Source organism: Staphylococcus sp. FSL W8-1207 (assembly GCF_038003745.1).
In the GTDB taxonomy this organism is placed as follows: domain Bacteria; phylum Bacillota; class Bacilli; order Staphylococcales; family Staphylococcaceae; genus Staphylococcus; species Staphylococcus equorum.
Window position 1 is genome coordinate 304,408 of record NZ_JBBOPU010000002.1, and the last position, 16,612, is coordinate 321,019.

The 16,612-nt window shown below is 35.6% G+C and carries 11 protein-coding genes and 1 tRNA gene; 5 read left to right on the forward strand and 7 right to left on the reverse strand.

Translation table 11 applies throughout. The annotated features are described in order from the left end of the window. Positions 1 to 218 precede the first annotated feature (218 nt). The 3 genes from NSR03_RS11130 to gltB all read right to left on the reverse strand — a co-directional run bounded on the left by NSR03_RS11130 (position 219) and on the right by gltB (position 6,354). Positions 219 to 311: transfer RNA gene (locus NSR03_RS11130), tRNA-Ser, on the reverse strand. Positions 312 to 371: 60 nt separating this feature from the next. Continuing rightward, positions 372 to 1,835 carry a glutamate synthase subunit beta gene (locus NSR03_RS11135; protein ID WP_002505991.1) on the reverse strand — a complete coding sequence of 488 codons (1,464 nt, stop codon included), beginning with the start codon at positions 1,833 to 1,835 and terminating at the stop codon, positions 372 to 374. A 19-nt stretch (positions 1,836 to 1,854) separates the two neighbouring features. Beyond that, positions 1,855 to 6,354: a glutamate synthase large subunit gene (gltB, locus tag NSR03_RS11140; protein WP_069820974.1), complete on the reverse strand. Its 4,500-nt coding sequence runs from the start codon at positions 6,352 to 6,354 to the stop codon at positions 1,855 to 1,857. A 137-nt stretch (positions 6,355 to 6,491) separates the two neighbouring features. On the opposite strand from gltB, the gene gltC reads away from it, so the two are divergent. The 3 genes from gltC (at position 6,492) to NSR03_RS11155 (ending at position 9,368) form a co-directional block, all read left to right on the forward strand. Then, positions 6,492 to 7,379, forward strand: a complete 888-nt coding sequence (gene gltC / locus NSR03_RS11145; RefSeq protein ID WP_002505993.1) for a glutamate biosynthesis transcriptional regulator GltC — start codon at positions 6,492 to 6,494, stop codon at positions 7,377 to 7,379. A 94-nt stretch (positions 7,380 to 7,473) separates the two neighbouring features. Further along, positions 7,474 to 8,586, forward strand: coding sequence for a YibE/F family protein (locus NSR03_RS11150; protein WP_002505994.1), 1,113 nt, complete (start codon positions 7,474 to 7,476; stop codon positions 8,584 to 8,586). Next, positions 8,583 to 9,368, forward strand: a complete 786-nt coding sequence (locus tag NSR03_RS11155) for a YibE/F family protein (protein WP_002512042.1) — start codon at positions 8,583 to 8,585, stop codon at positions 9,366 to 9,368. Before NSR03_RS11150 ends, NSR03_RS11155 begins: the two co-directional genes overlap by 4 nt. Positions 9,369 to 9,439: 71 nt before the next feature. Here NSR03_RS11155 and NSR03_RS11160 read toward each other — a convergent pair whose 3' ends face one another. Both NSR03_RS11160 and NSR03_RS11165 read right to left on the reverse strand, forming a co-directional pair. Continuing rightward, positions 9,440 to 10,684 (reverse strand): ammonium transporter, encoded by a 1,245-nt coding sequence (locus NSR03_RS11160; RefSeq protein WP_002512041.1) that lies wholly within the window; start codon positions 10,682 to 10,684, stop codon positions 9,440 to 9,442. Positions 10,685 to 10,793: 109 nt separating this feature from the next. After that, the gene (locus tag NSR03_RS11165) at positions 10,794 to 11,645 is read right to left on the reverse strand and encodes a GNAT family N-acetyltransferase (protein ID WP_002512040.1); all 852 of its coding nucleotides are present in this window, start codon (positions 11,643 to 11,645) and stop codon (positions 10,794 to 10,796) included. 206 nt (positions 11,646 to 11,851) lie between these two features. On the opposite strand from NSR03_RS11165, the gene NSR03_RS11170 reads away from it, so the two are divergent. Continuing rightward, a complete protein-coding gene (locus NSR03_RS11170; protein ID WP_002505998.1) occupies positions 11,852 to 12,121 on the forward strand; it encodes a hypothetical protein in 270 nt (89 codons plus the stop codon). 141 nt (positions 12,122 to 12,262) lie between these two features. Here NSR03_RS11170 and NSR03_RS11175 read toward each other — a convergent pair whose 3' ends face one another. Both NSR03_RS11175 and NSR03_RS11180 read right to left on the reverse strand, forming a co-directional pair. Next, the gene (locus NSR03_RS11175; protein ID WP_002512038.1) at positions 12,263 to 13,234 is read right to left on the reverse strand and encodes a LysM peptidoglycan-binding domain-containing protein; all 972 of its coding nucleotides are present in this window, start codon (positions 13,232 to 13,234) and stop codon (positions 12,263 to 12,265) included. Positions 13,235 to 13,394: 160 nt separating this feature from the next. Then, positions 13,395 to 14,180: an arylamine N-acetyltransferase family protein gene (locus NSR03_RS11180; RefSeq protein WP_021339668.1), complete on the reverse strand. Its 786-nt coding sequence runs from the start codon at positions 14,178 to 14,180 to the stop codon at positions 13,395 to 13,397. A gap of 480 nt (positions 14,181 to 14,660) precedes the next feature. Between NSR03_RS11180 and ilvD the strand changes: the two genes are divergently transcribed. After that, positions 14,661 to 16,361, forward strand: coding sequence for a dihydroxy-acid dehydratase (gene ilvD / locus NSR03_RS11185; protein ID WP_002512036.1), 1,701 nt, complete (start codon positions 14,661 to 14,663; stop codon positions 16,359 to 16,361). Positions 16,362 to 16,612 lie beyond the last annotated feature (251 nt).

The following is a 16,612-nucleotide window of genomic DNA, read 5'->3' on the forward strand; positions in this document are numbered from 1 at the left end:
TAACATCACTGAAAGTATAACTTGTATAGACAAGTTTTGTAAAGGCTTTCATGTTAATTTGAAAAAATAATGTTATTTTCATGTTTTTGTATAATAATTTCAATAAATCCATTTAATTATTATACAATACCCTAAAACGACAAATAAAAAAGACAAGTACTCAATACACGATTGATTACTTGTCTACTCTATTTATTAGTCTTAGTTTTATAATATTATGGCGGAGGAAGAGGGATTCGAACCCCCGCGGGCCGTTAAGCCCCTGTCGGTTTTCAAGACCGATCCCTTCAGCCGGGCTTGGGTATTCCTCCAAATAAATACATTATTTATAATATTATAGCCCGTTTCAAAAGTCAATTAAAATTTCAGCACTATACCAACGCTTTTTCTTTTAAGTAAGCATCTACTGAATCTGCTACAGCTCTTCCTTCTTGAATAGCCCAAACCACAAGGCTCTGCCCCCTTCTCGCATCGCCCGCTGCAAATATATGTGGTTGATTCGTTCTGAAATCTTTATTATCAGCCACAATTTTATTACGTTTGGTTTGAATATCGAAAGCATGAGGCACGGTCGTTTCTGTACCGACAAAACCGATAGACAATAAGACTAGGTCTGCTGGCCAGTGACGTTCTGTACCATCCACCACGACCATGCCATCTTCTGTTTCTTCAAGTATTTGAGTATAAACACCTTTTACATTGCCGATACGATCAACATCGTAACGCATCGTCTGTACGCCATATGCACGTGGTTCAAAACCAAAACGCGACTCATATTCTTTATGCGCGTAGTCCATCTTGAATACAGGCATTGCTAATGGCCAGTATGTGTTCTCATCAAATGTAATCTCTTCTGGCTGCTTTGTGTATTTATTAAATTGAACGATAGACTTACAATTTTCACGCAGTGCTGTCGCTACACAGTCAGCACCTGTATCACCAGCACCAATCACAATAACATTTTTCCCTTTAGCCGAAATTTCAGGTTCGTTAATTTCTCCATTTAAAAATTGCCCTTGTTCAGTTAAATAATCCATTGCAAAGTGAATTCCAAATCCCATGCGCCCTTCCAATGGTAAATCTCTCGCATTTTGTGAACCTGTACAAAGTATAATTGCATCGTGTCGTTCATTTAATTCATCACGACTCACGTCTACACCAATTTCTGTATCTGTCATAAACTCAATACCTGATTGTTTCATCACTTCAATTCTACGACGTACGACATCTTTATCTAATTTCATATTAGGAATACCATACATTAGAAGCCCACCCGCTTCATGTGCACGTTCATATACTGTTACTTTGTATCCTAGTTTATTTAATTCATCTGCCGCTGTTAACCCAGCTGGACCACTGCCGACGATTGCTACTGTTTCAGATTGACGTTGCTTAGGCTTTGTTGGTTTAACCCAGCCATTTTCATAAGCTTCATCAATAATAGTGCGCTCAATACCTTTGATAGCCACAGATTCACGATTAATTTTCATCACACATGAATGTTCGCAAGGCGCAGGACAAACGCGCCCCGTAAATTCTGGAAAGTTATTTGTCTCGCTCAAGCGTTCATATGCTGTTTTAAAATCTTTTCTATAAACGAGATCATTCCATTCCGGAATATAATTCCCAATGGGGCAACCAATTGTTTCTTTTCCATGAGGTTCTCCCGTTTGGCAAAACGGGGTCCCACAATCCATACAACGTGCACCTTGTTCTGCTGCTTCATCTTTCGTAAACCTCTGTTGAAAGGCATCGTGATTACTTATACGTTCAACCAATGACAATTCATCTAATTGCTGTTTGTCATAATTCATAAATCCTTTGAATTCGCCCATGACAAATCCCCCTTTATGGTTAATATACCGCAGTCTGCTGTTGTTCTGATGCTAAGCTTGTACGTTTATCATTAAATGCATTCAACAAAGCTTCATCTAACTCACTCGAATCACGTTTTTGTAATTCTATTTTTTGCATCATCAATTTATAATCTTTCGGAACTACTTTGACTACTTTGTGTGCCACATTTTCAAAATCATTTAAAATAGCTTGTGCTTTTGTGCTCTGTGTATATTTAACATGAGCTTGTAGCATATCGTTCAAAATTTCACGCTCTGCTTTTACACTAATCGTATCGAAATCCAGACTATCTAATTTATGTTCTTTTTTAAAAGCTTCAACGTCTGATGGGAAAATGTAACTCACACCACCACTCATACCTTGGCCAAAGTTTTTACCTACATCTCCAAGTATAACGACACGTCCGCCAGTCATATATTCAAGCCCGTGGTCGCCAATACCTTCGACAACTGCTTGCACACCACTATTACGGATACAGAAACGTTCTCCTGCCTTACCATTAATGTACGCTTTACCATGTGATGCACCGTAAAAACAAACATTACCAATAATAATTTCATTCTCACGGTGTTTATTCGGCGCTTTCACAATAATCTTACCGCCAGATAACCCTTTACCAACGTAATCATTTGAATCACCTGTATGATGTATCGTTAATCCACTAGGCGTATATGCCGCTAAGCTTTGTCCACCATGACCCTGTGTTTGTGCATAAATCGTATCTTCAGGTAAACCTTCAGGTCCATGAATCTTAGTAATTGCACTACCAGTGATCACACCTACATCTCTTTGTTCATTTTTCAATTTATATTTACTTGTAAATGCTTCACCTTTTTCAATAGCCGTTCGTGCGTCAGGATACAATCTTGTTAAATCAAATCCTTCATCAAGATGATGATTTTGTTTTATTTTATTAAATCTGTCACCTTCATGTTGATACAACAACGCTTCAACATTCATAGTAGCTGCTTTAGAGCGACGTGTTGATAACTGGCTACTTCGTTGTAATAAATCCGTTCTCCCTACTAATTCATCGACTGATTTCAAACCGAGTTCAGCTAATATTTCTCTTACTTCTTCCGCTACAAAATGCATGAAGTTAACTACATGGTCTGCTCTGCCATTGAATAACGCGCGTAGATCTTGGTTCTGTGTAGCGATACCTACTGGACATGTGTCTTTATGACATACACGCATCATAATACATCCCATAACTACTAATGGTGCAGTGGCAAAACCAAATTCTTCAGCACCTAACGCACATGCGTAAGCGACATCTTTACCTGTAAGTAGTTTGCCATCTGTTTCCACTTTCACTCTTGATCTTAAGCCGTTCATCATTAAACTTTGATGCGTCTCTGATAGTCCAATTTCCCATGGCACGCCTGCATGTTGAATGCTTGTTTTAGGTGATGCACCTGTACCACCATCGTAGCCACTGATTACGATTTTATCAGCGTATGCTTTCGCGACACCTGCCGCAATCGTACCGACACCTGTTTTAGAGACAAGTTTCACTGTAATATTTGCATCTTTATTGGCATTTTTTAAATCGTGGATTAATTGTGCTAAATCTTCTATTGAATAAATATCGTGATGTGGCGGTGGTGATATTAAGCCAATACCTGGTGTAGAACCCCTTACTTCCGCAATCCACGGATATACTTTCGTACCTGGTAATTGTCCGCCTTCCCCTGGTTTAGCGCCTTGCGCAACTTTAATTTGTATTTCTTTTGCATGTTGTAAGTAATCACTCGTTACTCCAAAGCGACCTGAAGCAACTTGTTTAATAGCACTTGAACGATTTCTACCTGCTTCATCTATCACAAAACGTTCAGGATTTTCGCCGCCTTCACCACTATTACTTTTACCGCCCATTTGATTCATTGCTTCTGCAAGCGTTTGATGTGCCTCTTCTGAAATCGAACCATAACTCATCGCTCCAGTATTGAAACGTTGCACAATATTACTCGCAGGTTCAACTTTATCGATATCTATGGATTTCTGCTTTTTAAATTCCATCAAATGGCGAATATGATCTGTGCGCTTGTGATTAACTTCATTTGAAAATGCTTTGAATTTTTCATAATCATTTAAGCGACATGCATGTTGTAATAAGTGTATCGAAGTTGGATTAAACGCGTGATGTTGCCCTTGTTTGCGCCATTGGAACGTACTACCTGATTCAATGTACTCACTCTCAGGTGTTTGTCTCGCTTTATTTTCTTTATCAATTAACTCCATCGTTATCCCAGATAATTTCGACTGGGTGCCAGTAAAATATTTGTCTACAATTTCATTTGAAAGTCCTACAGCTTCAAATATCTGTGCCCCTTGATAACTTTGAACTGTAGAAATACCCATCTTAGCCATTACTTTGATGACACCTTCAGACAAGGTATGTGTGTAGGTTTGAACATTTTCATAAATATCCCCTTCTAAACGTTGGCTCAAGACCAATTGTTCAATCGTACGTTGTGCTAAATAGGGTACTACCGCATTCGCACCATAACCTAATAAGCATGCAACGTGATGTACCTCTCTCGTTTCGCCCGACAAAGCAACAATACTCGTACGCATACGTAGACCTTCTCGGATAAGCAATTGATGAATATGACTCACCGCAAGCAATATCGGCATGGCATAACCATTTTCCGTTACAAGTGTACGATCATCTAATACTAAAATTTCACTACCTTCTTTAACAGCAAGTATTGCTTTACCCCCTAAAGCGTCTAATGCTGCTTCTAAATCATCTTTATAAACAGTTGATAGATGTCTTACATTAAATCTACTCTGCTCAATTTCCTCAAGTTGCGCTTCTGTCATCACAGGACGTTTCAATTGAATTCTATTCAATACGTCCGCATCAGGGTTTAACAAATTCCCTTCACTGCCTAAATAAGCTAACTCACTTGTGACAATTTTTTCCCGATAAGCGTCAATAGGTGGATTCGTTACTTGAGCAAATAATTGCTTGAAATAATTAAAAAGTGTTTCATTTTTTTCATTTAATACCGCGATAGGTACATCATAACCCATTGCTCCGATTGGATCTTTTTTATTTTCAACCAGTTCTGTCATGTATTTATCCATTTCTTCCTTTGTATAGACAAATTGTTTTTGCAATCGATTCAATGTTGCACTATCCCACTCGGATGATTTATACGTCACATTTTCTAAATCCAAATCTACTTTAAAATCATTTAACCAACTTTCATAAGGTAGTTCGTCTGCGATGTTTGCTTTTAACTCATTATTTTCAATCACTTTATGTTGGTTAAAATCAACAAGTAATAGCTTTCCAGGATTCAACTGACCTTTAAAAGCAACATTCTTTTCGGGTACATCAACTACACCAACTTCAGATGAAAAAACAATGTAATTATCTTTTGTTATTGTGTAACGTCCTGGTCTTAAGCCATTTCTATCAGTTAAAGCACCAATCTTGTCTCCATTACAAAATGAAATCATCGTCGGTCCATCCCATGGTTCCATTAAATAACTATAAAACTCATAGAAAGCACGTACATTCGCATCATTGGCTTTGTTATATAACCAAGGCTCTGGAATCATGAGCATCGCTGCTCTTTCAGGCTCCATAGCTAACGATAAAAATTCTAAAGCGTTATCGACTATAGCCGAGTCACTGCCATCTTCATCAATAATTTCTTTCACCTTGTCCTTTTCGTCACCAAAAATAGTCGTGATCAGCTCATCTTGTCTAGCGCGCATCCAGTTTACATTACCTTTAATTGTATTAATCTCACCGTTATGCATGAGTAATCTATTAGGATGTGCACGTTTCCAACTCGGAAAAGTATTTGTACTGAAACGCGAATGAACAAGTCCTAATTTCGAAACATAAGATTCATGGTTCAAATCTTGATATAAAGCCTTGATTTGATCTGACCGCAACCATCCTTTATATACGATTGTTCTGTTTGACAGACTTGTAAAATATAAATCTAGCTGTTGCTGATTCGCATAATTTTCAATTTGTTTTCGAGCTAAAAACAATTTACGTTCTACATGTGAAACATCATTTAATGACACGAATACTTGTTGAATAAAAGGCATTGTATCGGCAACATGTGAAGCAATTGCATTGATGTCTACAGGTACATCTCTATAACCAATTACACTTAAACCTTCCGCTTCAAAGTGTGCATTAAACTGCGCCTCGTGCTGAGAACCTGCAATTTGTTCATTTGTAAAAAACATTCCAACGGCATATTGACCTTCTCCAGGCAAATCAAAGTCAGTTTGTTTTGAAAAATAATCGTATGGCACTTCGGTCATAATCCCTGCACCATCACCTGTCACACTGTCCGCACCAAGACCGCCACGGTGATCTAACCTACGTAGCATCTCCAATGATTTTTCGACTATAGCATGGTTCCTTTTATTATCCATATTGGCATAAAAGCCAATACCACATGCATCATGTTCCTCGCGACTATCATATAAGCCAATTTTCTGATTGTATTCGAGCATGATCTTCACCTCTTTTTCAAAAATTCTGAATATTAAATTAGTAAGTAAACTATATAGTAGTTGATCAATCTGTTCAATATATAAAATAGATGATATTATTCTATTTATTAGAACATTTTTGAATTTGGGGGGATACAATGGAAATCAAACAACTAAAATACTTTATAGAAGTCGCAAAAAGAGAGCATTTATCAGAAGCTGCACTTGAATTGGAAATTGCACAATCTGCAATAAGTCGTCAAATAACGCAACTCGAAAAAGAATTACAAGTTAAATTATTTAATAGAGAAGGACGTAATATTTATCTAACTGATGAAGGAAAGCAATTATTTTCAGAAGCAACTAAAATTATAGATCAATTCGACGAAACTGTCCGTTTATTTCACAAACAATCAGAGTCTAATCATTTTATAATTCGTATTGGTTATGTTGAAAGTTATATCTCACAAGTACTCACGCTATTAATACAATCTTTCGAAAACCAAAGCGATTCAATTGTCGAACCTATTCTAATGGAAGAGAGTGAAATTTTAAATGCTTTAACTACTGATCAAATCGATATTGCATTTACCGACCTATCAAATGACATCAAACAAAATCGCGAACTAAAAGTAAATGCTTTGTTCGAGGAAAACTACCACATCTATGCCCCTAAAGATGCACCAATTACTATGGCAACCCATCCGCCTCTAGTCCAGTTTTCGAACAAAACAATTTATGAGCTTTATCCATTACCCTCGCATATCAAGCAAACACTAGCCAATATTGTAATAAAACCTATACGTACCATCACCCATCCACAACTCGCACAATACATTTTAAATAAAGAGCGCGGATATATTATTGCAGCTTCCTATCACCTACTAGATAAGAATCCTGATAAATGGGTGGACATCTCCCTTGGGCACACAGAGCTAAAACGCACAATTTGTAGTGTGATGCGCCAAGATAATCGTAAAAATGACATTCGCTTAATGCTTTCAATGATCGATCAATTGTTGAGTCGCAGTACAACATATCACTAATCCAAAATTTATCCGCAAACCTATAAATCGTTGAATTCAACATATGAGACGCGTATAATCGCATTGTCTATAAAGAGAGGATTGAAATAGAGCGATGCCAATCAAAACACTACTTAAACGCCCTTTCAATTGGGTATTATTGTTGTTTTGCATCATATTTATTGGGTTGTTTATTTTCACATTTGTAAATGCTAAGTTTTACGATACACCTATTGGTCAAATTACAAATATTGAAAATAAATCTACATCTAAAACCATGGATGACCATCATAATAAAGATATAAAACATACAGAAACATTGAAACTTACAATTTTAAATGGAAAATTCGAAGGTCAAACTGCAGCGATTCCACACGAATATTATGAATCTCAAGCAGATAGTGAAAAATTTTCTGAAAACAATAAAGTTTTGCTACATATCGATAAATATCCAAATGATGCATATATATTAGAGAAAAAGCGTGATAGCCTCGTAGTAGCCATGACAGGTTTATTTTTATTAACTGTACTACTTGTAGGTAGGAAAATCGGACTTCAATCCATTTTATCTTTGGCAATTAACACAGCCGTCGTCATTCTAGCGATTTATATTTATAACCAATTTCATATTATGACTTTATTCAGTCTAATGAGTATTGGAGTTATCATATCTACTATATTAACCTTACTGCTAGTTACTGGTTGGCAATGGCGGACACTCATTACTATTGTCAGTACCTTGCTTGGTACATTTATATGCGTTGGGTTAACACAATTAGTAATTCAAATAACTGGTGGCGAAGGCTTAAAATTTGAAACGATGAGTTTCTTAACATTACCACCCAAAGAAGTCTTTCTCGCATCGGTAATGATTGGATCACTCGGTGCAGTGATGGATGTCGCCATTACAATTGCAAGTGGGATGACTGAAATCCTACGTCGCACACCCAATATTAGTATGACGCGTTGGGCACTTGCCGGACGCAATATCGGCCAAGATATTATGGGAACGATGACCAACATTTTACTTTTCTCTTATTTATCTGGAAGCTTACCGATGTTACTTATTTATTTAAAAAATGCAAATACCATTACCTACACAATTTCTATGAATTGGTCATTAGAAATTTCCCGGGCAATTACAGGTGGTATTGGTATTGTCTTAACAATTCCTATTACAATATTAATGATGCAAGTATGGTTCAAAATGCGAGGTGCTAAACAATGAGTGCAATAACAATTTTAGGTATCATACTGTTCATACTTATGCTTATTTTTGGTGGTAAAAAAGGACTCATCTCTTATCTGACATTATTCTTAAACTTTGTCATTCTATTAATAAGCTTGGTTATCATTATGTTTGGTGCGCCAATTTACCTTGTAACCTTAGTATTTTGTATCGTTATCGCAGCGTGTAATCTATTTGTACTTAATAGTTATAATACCAAGACACAAGCAGCTTTTTACGCAACAATTCTAACAACGGTAATCTTGATTGCTGCCATCTACTTGTCTGTATCTATTGGTAACCTACAAGGATTCACAACTGAGCAACAAGATGAAACGTACATTTTCTCTATGAATATCGGTATAGACATGGTTAAATTCATGGTCTTCACCATAGTACTTGCTGTCATTGCTGCAGTTATTGATTTAGCTATTACAATTAGTTCCCCCATGTACGAATTAAGTGAGACCAACCCTGATTTAACTCAAAAAGAACTATTTCATTCAGGGATGCGTGTAGGAAGAGAAATCTTAGCCACATCAGCTAATACAATTTATCTTGCTTATTTTGGAGGCCAACTCACATTATTTTTCTGGTTTTTCAAATTAAATTATTCGTTTGGTCACATTATCAACTCCAAAATATTTGCGCAAGAATTCATCTCTATTTTATTAGGAGGTATTGCAATTGCTATAAGTATCCCTATTACGGCTTGGCTATCCTCAATATTAATTAAAAAGGAACACAAAACAAATCCACCTACAACAAAAACAGTTGATTAAAATAAAAATCACTCACCTGCACTTATCAAAAGGTGAGTGATTTTTATTTTACTTTTTATATTCTTAATTCATTATAAACGCTTATTAAATTTGTTTATCTCTCCACTAAAATAAGCACTTTCTCCATGAACAACATAATCTAAGCCTTTTTCATCTTCAACTTTATCCGTACCTAAAGCACTAAACAATTTTATTGTTTTTGCAATTAAAAATGTCATTGCACCACTAAAAATAACTGTTACGAATACCGCGACAAATTGTACCCAAACTGTTTGAAGCGTCCCACTATATAGCATTCCATCAACAATCTCGTTATTCACTTTATGAGATTGAAATACACCAGTTAAAATTGCACCGACAATGCCACCAATACCATGTATACCAAATGCATCTAAAGCATCATTATATTGTAATTTTACTTTGATATAATTAATTGCAAAATAGCAACTAACACCGCCAATAAATGCAATTACTATTGCACTCATATAGTTTACAAAACCAGCAGACGGCGTAATGGCTACTAAACCAGCTAACATTCCCGATAACATTCCTATCAAACTTGTTGTTTTTTTCATAAAATATTCCATAACAGACCAACCAAGTGAACCTGCACTTGCTGCGAGCACAGTATTCACGAAGGAGGTCATCGCAATATCATTAAAAGTTAAGGCACTGCCTACGTTAAAACCATACCAACCAACCCATACCAATATGCCACCTATTAGTGTAATTATAAGATTATGTGGTGGTCGTTTTTCAAAGTTTTTTCCTGCTCCTATCATAACCGCTAGTACAAGTCCTGATATACCTGATGTAATGTGAACTACTGTACCACCTGCATAATCTATTGCACCTAATTGATCTATCCAACCACCACCCCACACCCAATGTGCAACTGGACTATAGACTATAATGACCCATAAAAACACAAAAATTAAATAAGGTATAAACTTCATTTTTTCTGCAATTGATCCTGACAAAATCGATACAGCAATTGTACAAAACATTAATTGGAATAACATGAAAAGTGCTAGAGGGATATGTGTAGCGATATCCGCTTGTGTATTGAATCCAACTTCCTTTAAACCAAAATACGTAAAGCCGCCTAAAAATATCTCTCCAGAACCAAAACTCAGGCTAAAACCTAAAATAACCCATGCAAATGTCACAACAACAATTGCAGACATACTTTGCATAATTGTATTCAACACATTTTTAGATTGTACAAGCCCACCATAAAATAAACTCAACCCCGGTGTCATTAACCAAACTAATAAGGTACACAAAAATAAAAACAAAACATCATTCATATTCATCCAAATCACTCCTTTGGTCAAAATCATACCCCAGGCCAAAATGAATAGCAAAAATGCGTCATGTAAATTAACACTATATGTTAAGTTACATGACGCATTTTTAAATTTATTATATTTGTTGTTGTAATATATAGACAGGTCTACCTTCTAATAAGGTTTCACCTACCATATTATAATGACACTGTTGATATAAGTTTTGAGCCACTTCATTATTATCATTGACCGCTAGACAAATTTCGTCGATATCTGGAAAGTGATGGTGTATATATTCTGGCAAGGATTGAATAATTTGTTTTCCATATCCGTGCCCTCTATAGTGAACATCTACACTAAACGACCTAAAAAACACCGCATTTTCATTTAACGAATAAGGCGCTACACCAGCACCTTCATGCAGTGTAAAAAAACCTATACATTGTTGCTCATCATTATATACGAGTACAGGATGTCGCTCCGAATCATATTGTGCAAGTTCAATGTTCACTTTCGGCGTTTTAGTAAATTGACGGTCTTCTGGCGTAATAGTAATTTGTTCAATATCTGAAATTAGTTCTGCACTATATGGAATCATACTTATACCTGTTAATTGTTCATTGATCCAAGTCACGACAGCAGGTGCAATTTTATTATACTCTAACTTATGTATCCATCTTATATCCGTAATTTCTTGGTCAGTTTCAACTTTGGACCAATCTATCTGCGCTGTTGTGTAAAAGCAATTCAGTTCAGTCTGCTCATTTTTTTGTGGATAAGCATCTCCAATTACCGTATCCATATAAACAAGCGAAATTTCCGGTACATCAACTTGAAGTTCCTCTTTCAACTCCCTCTGTAATGCTTGTTTATAAGTTTCCCCATCATCTATCTTGCCGCCTGGAAAATAATATTTCTCTCTATTTCTAGCTTGTACTAGTAGCAGTTCGTCATCTTCTTCAACAACTAAGCAAACACATTTAATCATAACTACGCACTCCAAACGTACTTCTTTTATTTTTATACGGAAATAATCGTACCATTTTCATACTAACTGCGCTTATGTTATCATATTTTATTATTCAAGAACATCTCATTTAGAGCTACATCATAGTATTGAACATAATAATCAACTTATAAAATGTTATAATATTAAACAATATATGAGTTTTCAAAATGGAGGATCCAATAAGAATGGCTAAAAAACCAAGAATTAATCGTATTTCTAACACAATCAATTTTGTAGGCATTGCAGTTGAAGGTTTCAACTGGTATGCCTATCAATCAAAAAACAAAAAGTTACTTTACGCTAGCATGGCAATTACAGGCACAGGCGCCATACTCGATTTATATACAGCATTAAAATCACCGCGTAAATTCGTTAAAGTTTTTTCAACTTTTACAGCAGCTAGTACATTATTCACGACTGTTAAACGTGTACAATCTATACGTAAAGAAGCATAATTTGTCATTTTCTGTATTAAAATAGTAACACAATTCAACTGCCCACAGTAAAACATACTCTGTGGGTATTTTTCTATTCATAACAACATAAAAGTGCCTCTAATGTATTATATACTGAATACGTTAGAGGCACTTTTTAAATTAGTGAATATATTTATATGAACTTACTTGTGATGCAGGAATCGTTCTATAAGTTACAATTCCTGGTGACGCACCGTAATTCATTTCTGAAATAGTAATACTACCGTTAGAATTAACAGATTCTACAAATGCAACATGACCATAATAACCTTGATCAGATTGTAAAATAGATCCTACTGTTGCCTTATGGTCAACTGTGTAACCATCAGCTGCAGCACCAGTATCCCAACTATTAGCATTCCACCAATATGTACTAATACCTTTACCAATTTGTGCACGTTTGTTAAATACATGATATGTACATTGGCCCCAGTCATATAAATTAGAATGATTGAATATCGGCGTGTTATAGCCAGTAGAACCTGATGAGCCTGATCCACCAGTTGAAGCTGTTCCCGATACTTTCAACTTCTGTCCCGGATAAATATTAGTATTTGATAAACCATTTAAACTCATGATTTTTTGATAAGTCGTGCCATATCTTGCAGCGATTGCTGATAAAGAATCGCCTGATTTTACTGTATATGTCGTTGTACTACCGCTGCTCGTCCCACCTGATGAACTTGAACCACCAGTTGAAGCTGTTCCCGATACTTTCAACTTCTGCCCCGGGTAAATATTAGTGTTTGATAGGTTATTTAAACTCATGATTTTTTGGTAAGTCGTACCGTGTTTAGCAGCTATACCTGATAACGTATCTCCTGATTTCACAGTATATGTTGACCCTGATGATGTATTCGTTGATGTACTTGTTGAACCAGAAACTTTCAATGTTTGATTAGGAAAAATAACGTTAGACGTCAAATTATTCAACGATTTCAACTTTGAAATTGAAATATCGTATTTATTCGCTATTGACCACAGGGAATCCCCACTCTTAACTTTATAAGTTGTTGCAGCATCAGCATTTGCTGAAGTTACAGCCGCTATCGCGCTTGTCCCTATTACAGTTGCAATTATTTTTTTACGCAATTATGTAAACCTCCCAATATTTCTTTTTACATTTTATCATTCATTGCTCACTATATTATTATACAACTTAAAATTGCGCGTGAGTATATTATTTGTATGACATTCATATTACAAACAAGCACTACTCGTAATATAAACGCCTTCATGATTCCCCATTCATTTAATACTGTTCAAATGTTTGAATCCGAATATCATCTATGCCAAAGTAATCACTTAGTAATGTTTGATAATTGTTTTGTGTTACTGGAATTTTTTGAACTTCCCCATTCTTTGCTATCGTTAAATGTGCATTAGATAATGTAACTCTTCCGTATGTTTTCGCTTTACTAACCAATAATTTTTGAACAAAAATAGAGTCTGAATGATGTTGATTAAATTCAATTCCCGCTGCAAAATCCTTAAGTGTTTTAGAGATATCAATTGCTCTATATTGTGTTTCCCAATCATCTTTTTTATACTTTTGCATTTCAATTGTATATGTATCAATATGTTTAACTCGAAACTTACCATTTACATCTATTACTTCATTTTGATTTGTAATAAGTGGCATCGCTTTCTTAGGAACATCCGCATAACCAACATCGACAAGATATTTATGATGATTCAAACTTACAATCAAAGCCATATGAGAGCCTTCCATTGCCCACTCTTTACCTGTATTAATTGTTGCAGAAACCATATAAACGTCAAAACCTTTTTCCTTTAAAAAGCTGTGAAACAATCTATTTTGTTCATAACAAAAACCACCTCTATGCTCTTGAATGATTTTATGAAGCATAGTTTCATCATCTAGTGCGATGAGTTGCTTATTTTGAACATTAATATTTTCAAACGGCACATGTAGTACATATTTGTGAATATAATGGTTCAACGTTTCTAAATCTACTTTATTGTAATAATCAGAATTAATATTTAAGTACGCTTCCAATCGTTTAAAGTTTGTCATTTACTGATACTCCTTTTAACACGATATTCTATTACTTGTACCATACTATTTTAGCTGATTTAATCCGCATCAGACAAACAGACTGTTTTGACGAGCATGGCATGTTATTTATGTCCAGTCCTTAAAATATTGTTGTCTCATAAATACCTAACATTCATATTCTGCTTTCATATAATAGATGTTATGATGATTTGTATAAATCATTTTAATATTGACACGAAGGAAATATACCGATACTGTGTATATTCAATATCATTTTTTAATTTACTTAGCATATATGGTGTAATTTTCAAAAAATGTGCTTTACGAATGGCTCAACAGCCCTATCTCGCACTTTTATTTTAAATTTATAACCGTTTTATATTCCTATGCAGGTTACATTAGAAAATGTATTAAATATTTTTTAGCGAACAAAACATTTGATTATTTTAAATTTTCAGAGTATTCATACAATATAGACTTATTAATGGGGGTAATTTTTTGACTAAAGAAACAGAACATACAGAAGATAAAAAAGATTTGCGTATACGCAGCAAAGTCATTAGTGAAGGTGTAAGTCGTACACCTAACCGTTCCTATCTACGTGCACTTGGCTTTGAAGATGAAGATTTCAAAAAACCGATGATTGGTGTAGCAAGTACATGGAGTGAAGTAACACCATGTAACATGCACATTGATGGTTTAGCGCGTGCATCTAAACAAGGTATTAGTGAAGCTGGGGCCTCACCTCTTATTTTCAACACCATTACTGTCTCTGACGGTATTTCCATGGGTACAGATGGCATGCGTTTCTCACTACCGAGTCGTGAAGTTATTGCTGATTCAATCGAAACTGTAGTAAGTGCAGAGAATTTAGATGGCGTTGTGGCAATTGGCGGCTGTGATAAGAATATGCCTGGTTGTATGATTGGTATTGCACGTCTTAACTTGCCTGCTGTTTTCGTATTTGGTGGCACGATTATGCCTGGTAAATTAGACGGCAAAGATTTAGATGCCGTTTCAGCATTTGAAGGCGTAGGTCAATACAATAACGGAGAAATCGAAAAAGAAGCATTACATAAAGTAGAATGTGCAGCATGTCCTGGCGCAGGCGCTTGTGGTGGTATGTTTACTGCAAACACTATGTCTTCAGCTATAGAAGCAATGGGCATGAGTTTACCTGGAAGTGCCTCTCATCCAGCTGTATCGACAAACAAAATGAAAGATAGTAGAGCTGCCGGAAAAGCAGTTTATAACTTATTAGAACAAGATATTTATCCTAAAGACATCATGACGAAAGAAGCCTTTGAAAATGCAATCACAGTCGTTATGGCATTAGGTGGTTCTACAAATGCTATTTTACATCTATTAGCTATTGCACATACGATTGAAGTAGATCTGACACTTGATGATTTTGAAAAAATTCGTAAACGTGTGCCACACATTGCTGACTTAAGACCAAGTGGTAAATACGTTATGGCACATCTTGATGAAGCAGGTGGTATTCCTGGAGTAATGAAATTACTTTATGACAACGGCTTAATCCATGGCGATTGCCTAACAGTAACTGGTAAAACTGTTGCTGAAAACTTAGAAAATGAATCTGGCTTAACTGATAATAAAGAAATTATTAATTTTGATAAACCTAAACATGCGACTGGTCCACTTGTTATCTTAAAAGGTAACCTTGCACCAGAAGGCGCAGTTGCTAAAATTTCAGGATTAAGTGTAACTTATATTAAAGGACCAGCACGTGTATTCGATTCTGAATCTAAAGCAACAAAAGCGATTCTTAATGACGATATTAAACCTGGTGACGTCGTAGTTATCCGTTATGCTGGTCCTAAAGGCGCACCTGGCATGCCTGAAATGTTATCCGCATCATCTATTTTAGTAGGTAAAGGATTAGGCGAATCTGTTGCTTTAGTCACAGATGGCCGTTTCTCAGGTGGTTCACATGGTCTCGTAATCGGACACGCTGCACCCGAATCAATGGTAGGTGGACCAATGGCCTTACTAGAAGAAAACGACACTGTTACAATCGATGCTGAAAATCTTGAAATAAGCTTTGATGTATCAGATGAAGAACTTGAACGTCGTAGTCAACAATGGCAAGCGCCACCATCAAAAGCTACTCGAGGTACACTCGCAAAATATGCTAAACTCGTGTCTTCTGCTTCTAAAGGTGCTATCACAGACTAATATATTAAAACATTTCTACCCACTTTAACTAAAGTATTATCATAATGAACATTTATTCCGTTCTTTATGGTAATGCTTTTTATTTTTGAATATTTTAAAAAAAGAATCGTGAAAAACACTTTTGCATGCGTTGTCGTTTTATTTTGCGAATTATTCGCACTTACGAATGATTTGTTACTATATAAGAAATTTTAAACAAAATTAAGCACAATTATATTAAAGTGAAGATAATAAAACGAAGTGAGGTGAAT

Bases quoted from the DNA above. Each gene is read 5' to 3' on its own strand.
- NSR03_RS11180 (WP_021339668.1), bottom strand. From the start codon at position 14,180: ATGACAAACTTTAAACGATTGGAAGCGTACTTAAATATTAATTCTGAT.
- gltB (WP_069820974.1), bottom strand. From the start codon at position 6,354: ATGCTCGAATACAATCAGAAAATTGGCTTATATGATAGTCGCGAGGAA.
- NSR03_RS11170 (WP_002505998.1), top strand. From the start codon at position 11,852: ATGGCTAAAAAACCAAGAATTAATCGTATTTCTAACACAATCAATTTT.
- NSR03_RS11160 (WP_002512041.1), bottom strand. From the start codon at position 10,684: ATGAATATGAATGATGTTTTGTTTTTATTTTTGTGTACCTTATTAGTT.
- NSR03_RS11135 (WP_002505991.1), bottom strand. From the start codon at position 1,835: ATGGGCGAATTCAAAGGATTTATGAATTATGACAAACAGCAATTAGAT.
- NSR03_RS11165 (WP_002512040.1), bottom strand. From the start codon at position 11,645: ATGATTAAATGTGTTTGCTTAGTTGTTGAAGAAGATGACGAACTGCTA.
- NSR03_RS11150 (WP_002505994.1), top strand. From the start codon at position 7,474: ATGCCAATCAAAACACTACTTAAACGCCCTTTCAATTGGGTATTATTG.
- NSR03_RS11155 (WP_002512042.1), top strand. From the start codon at position 8,583: ATGAGTGCAATAACAATTTTAGGTATCATACTGTTCATACTTATGCTT.
- gltC (WP_002505993.1), top strand. From the start codon at position 6,492: ATGGAAATCAAACAACTAAAATACTTTATAGAAGTCGCAAAAAGAGAG.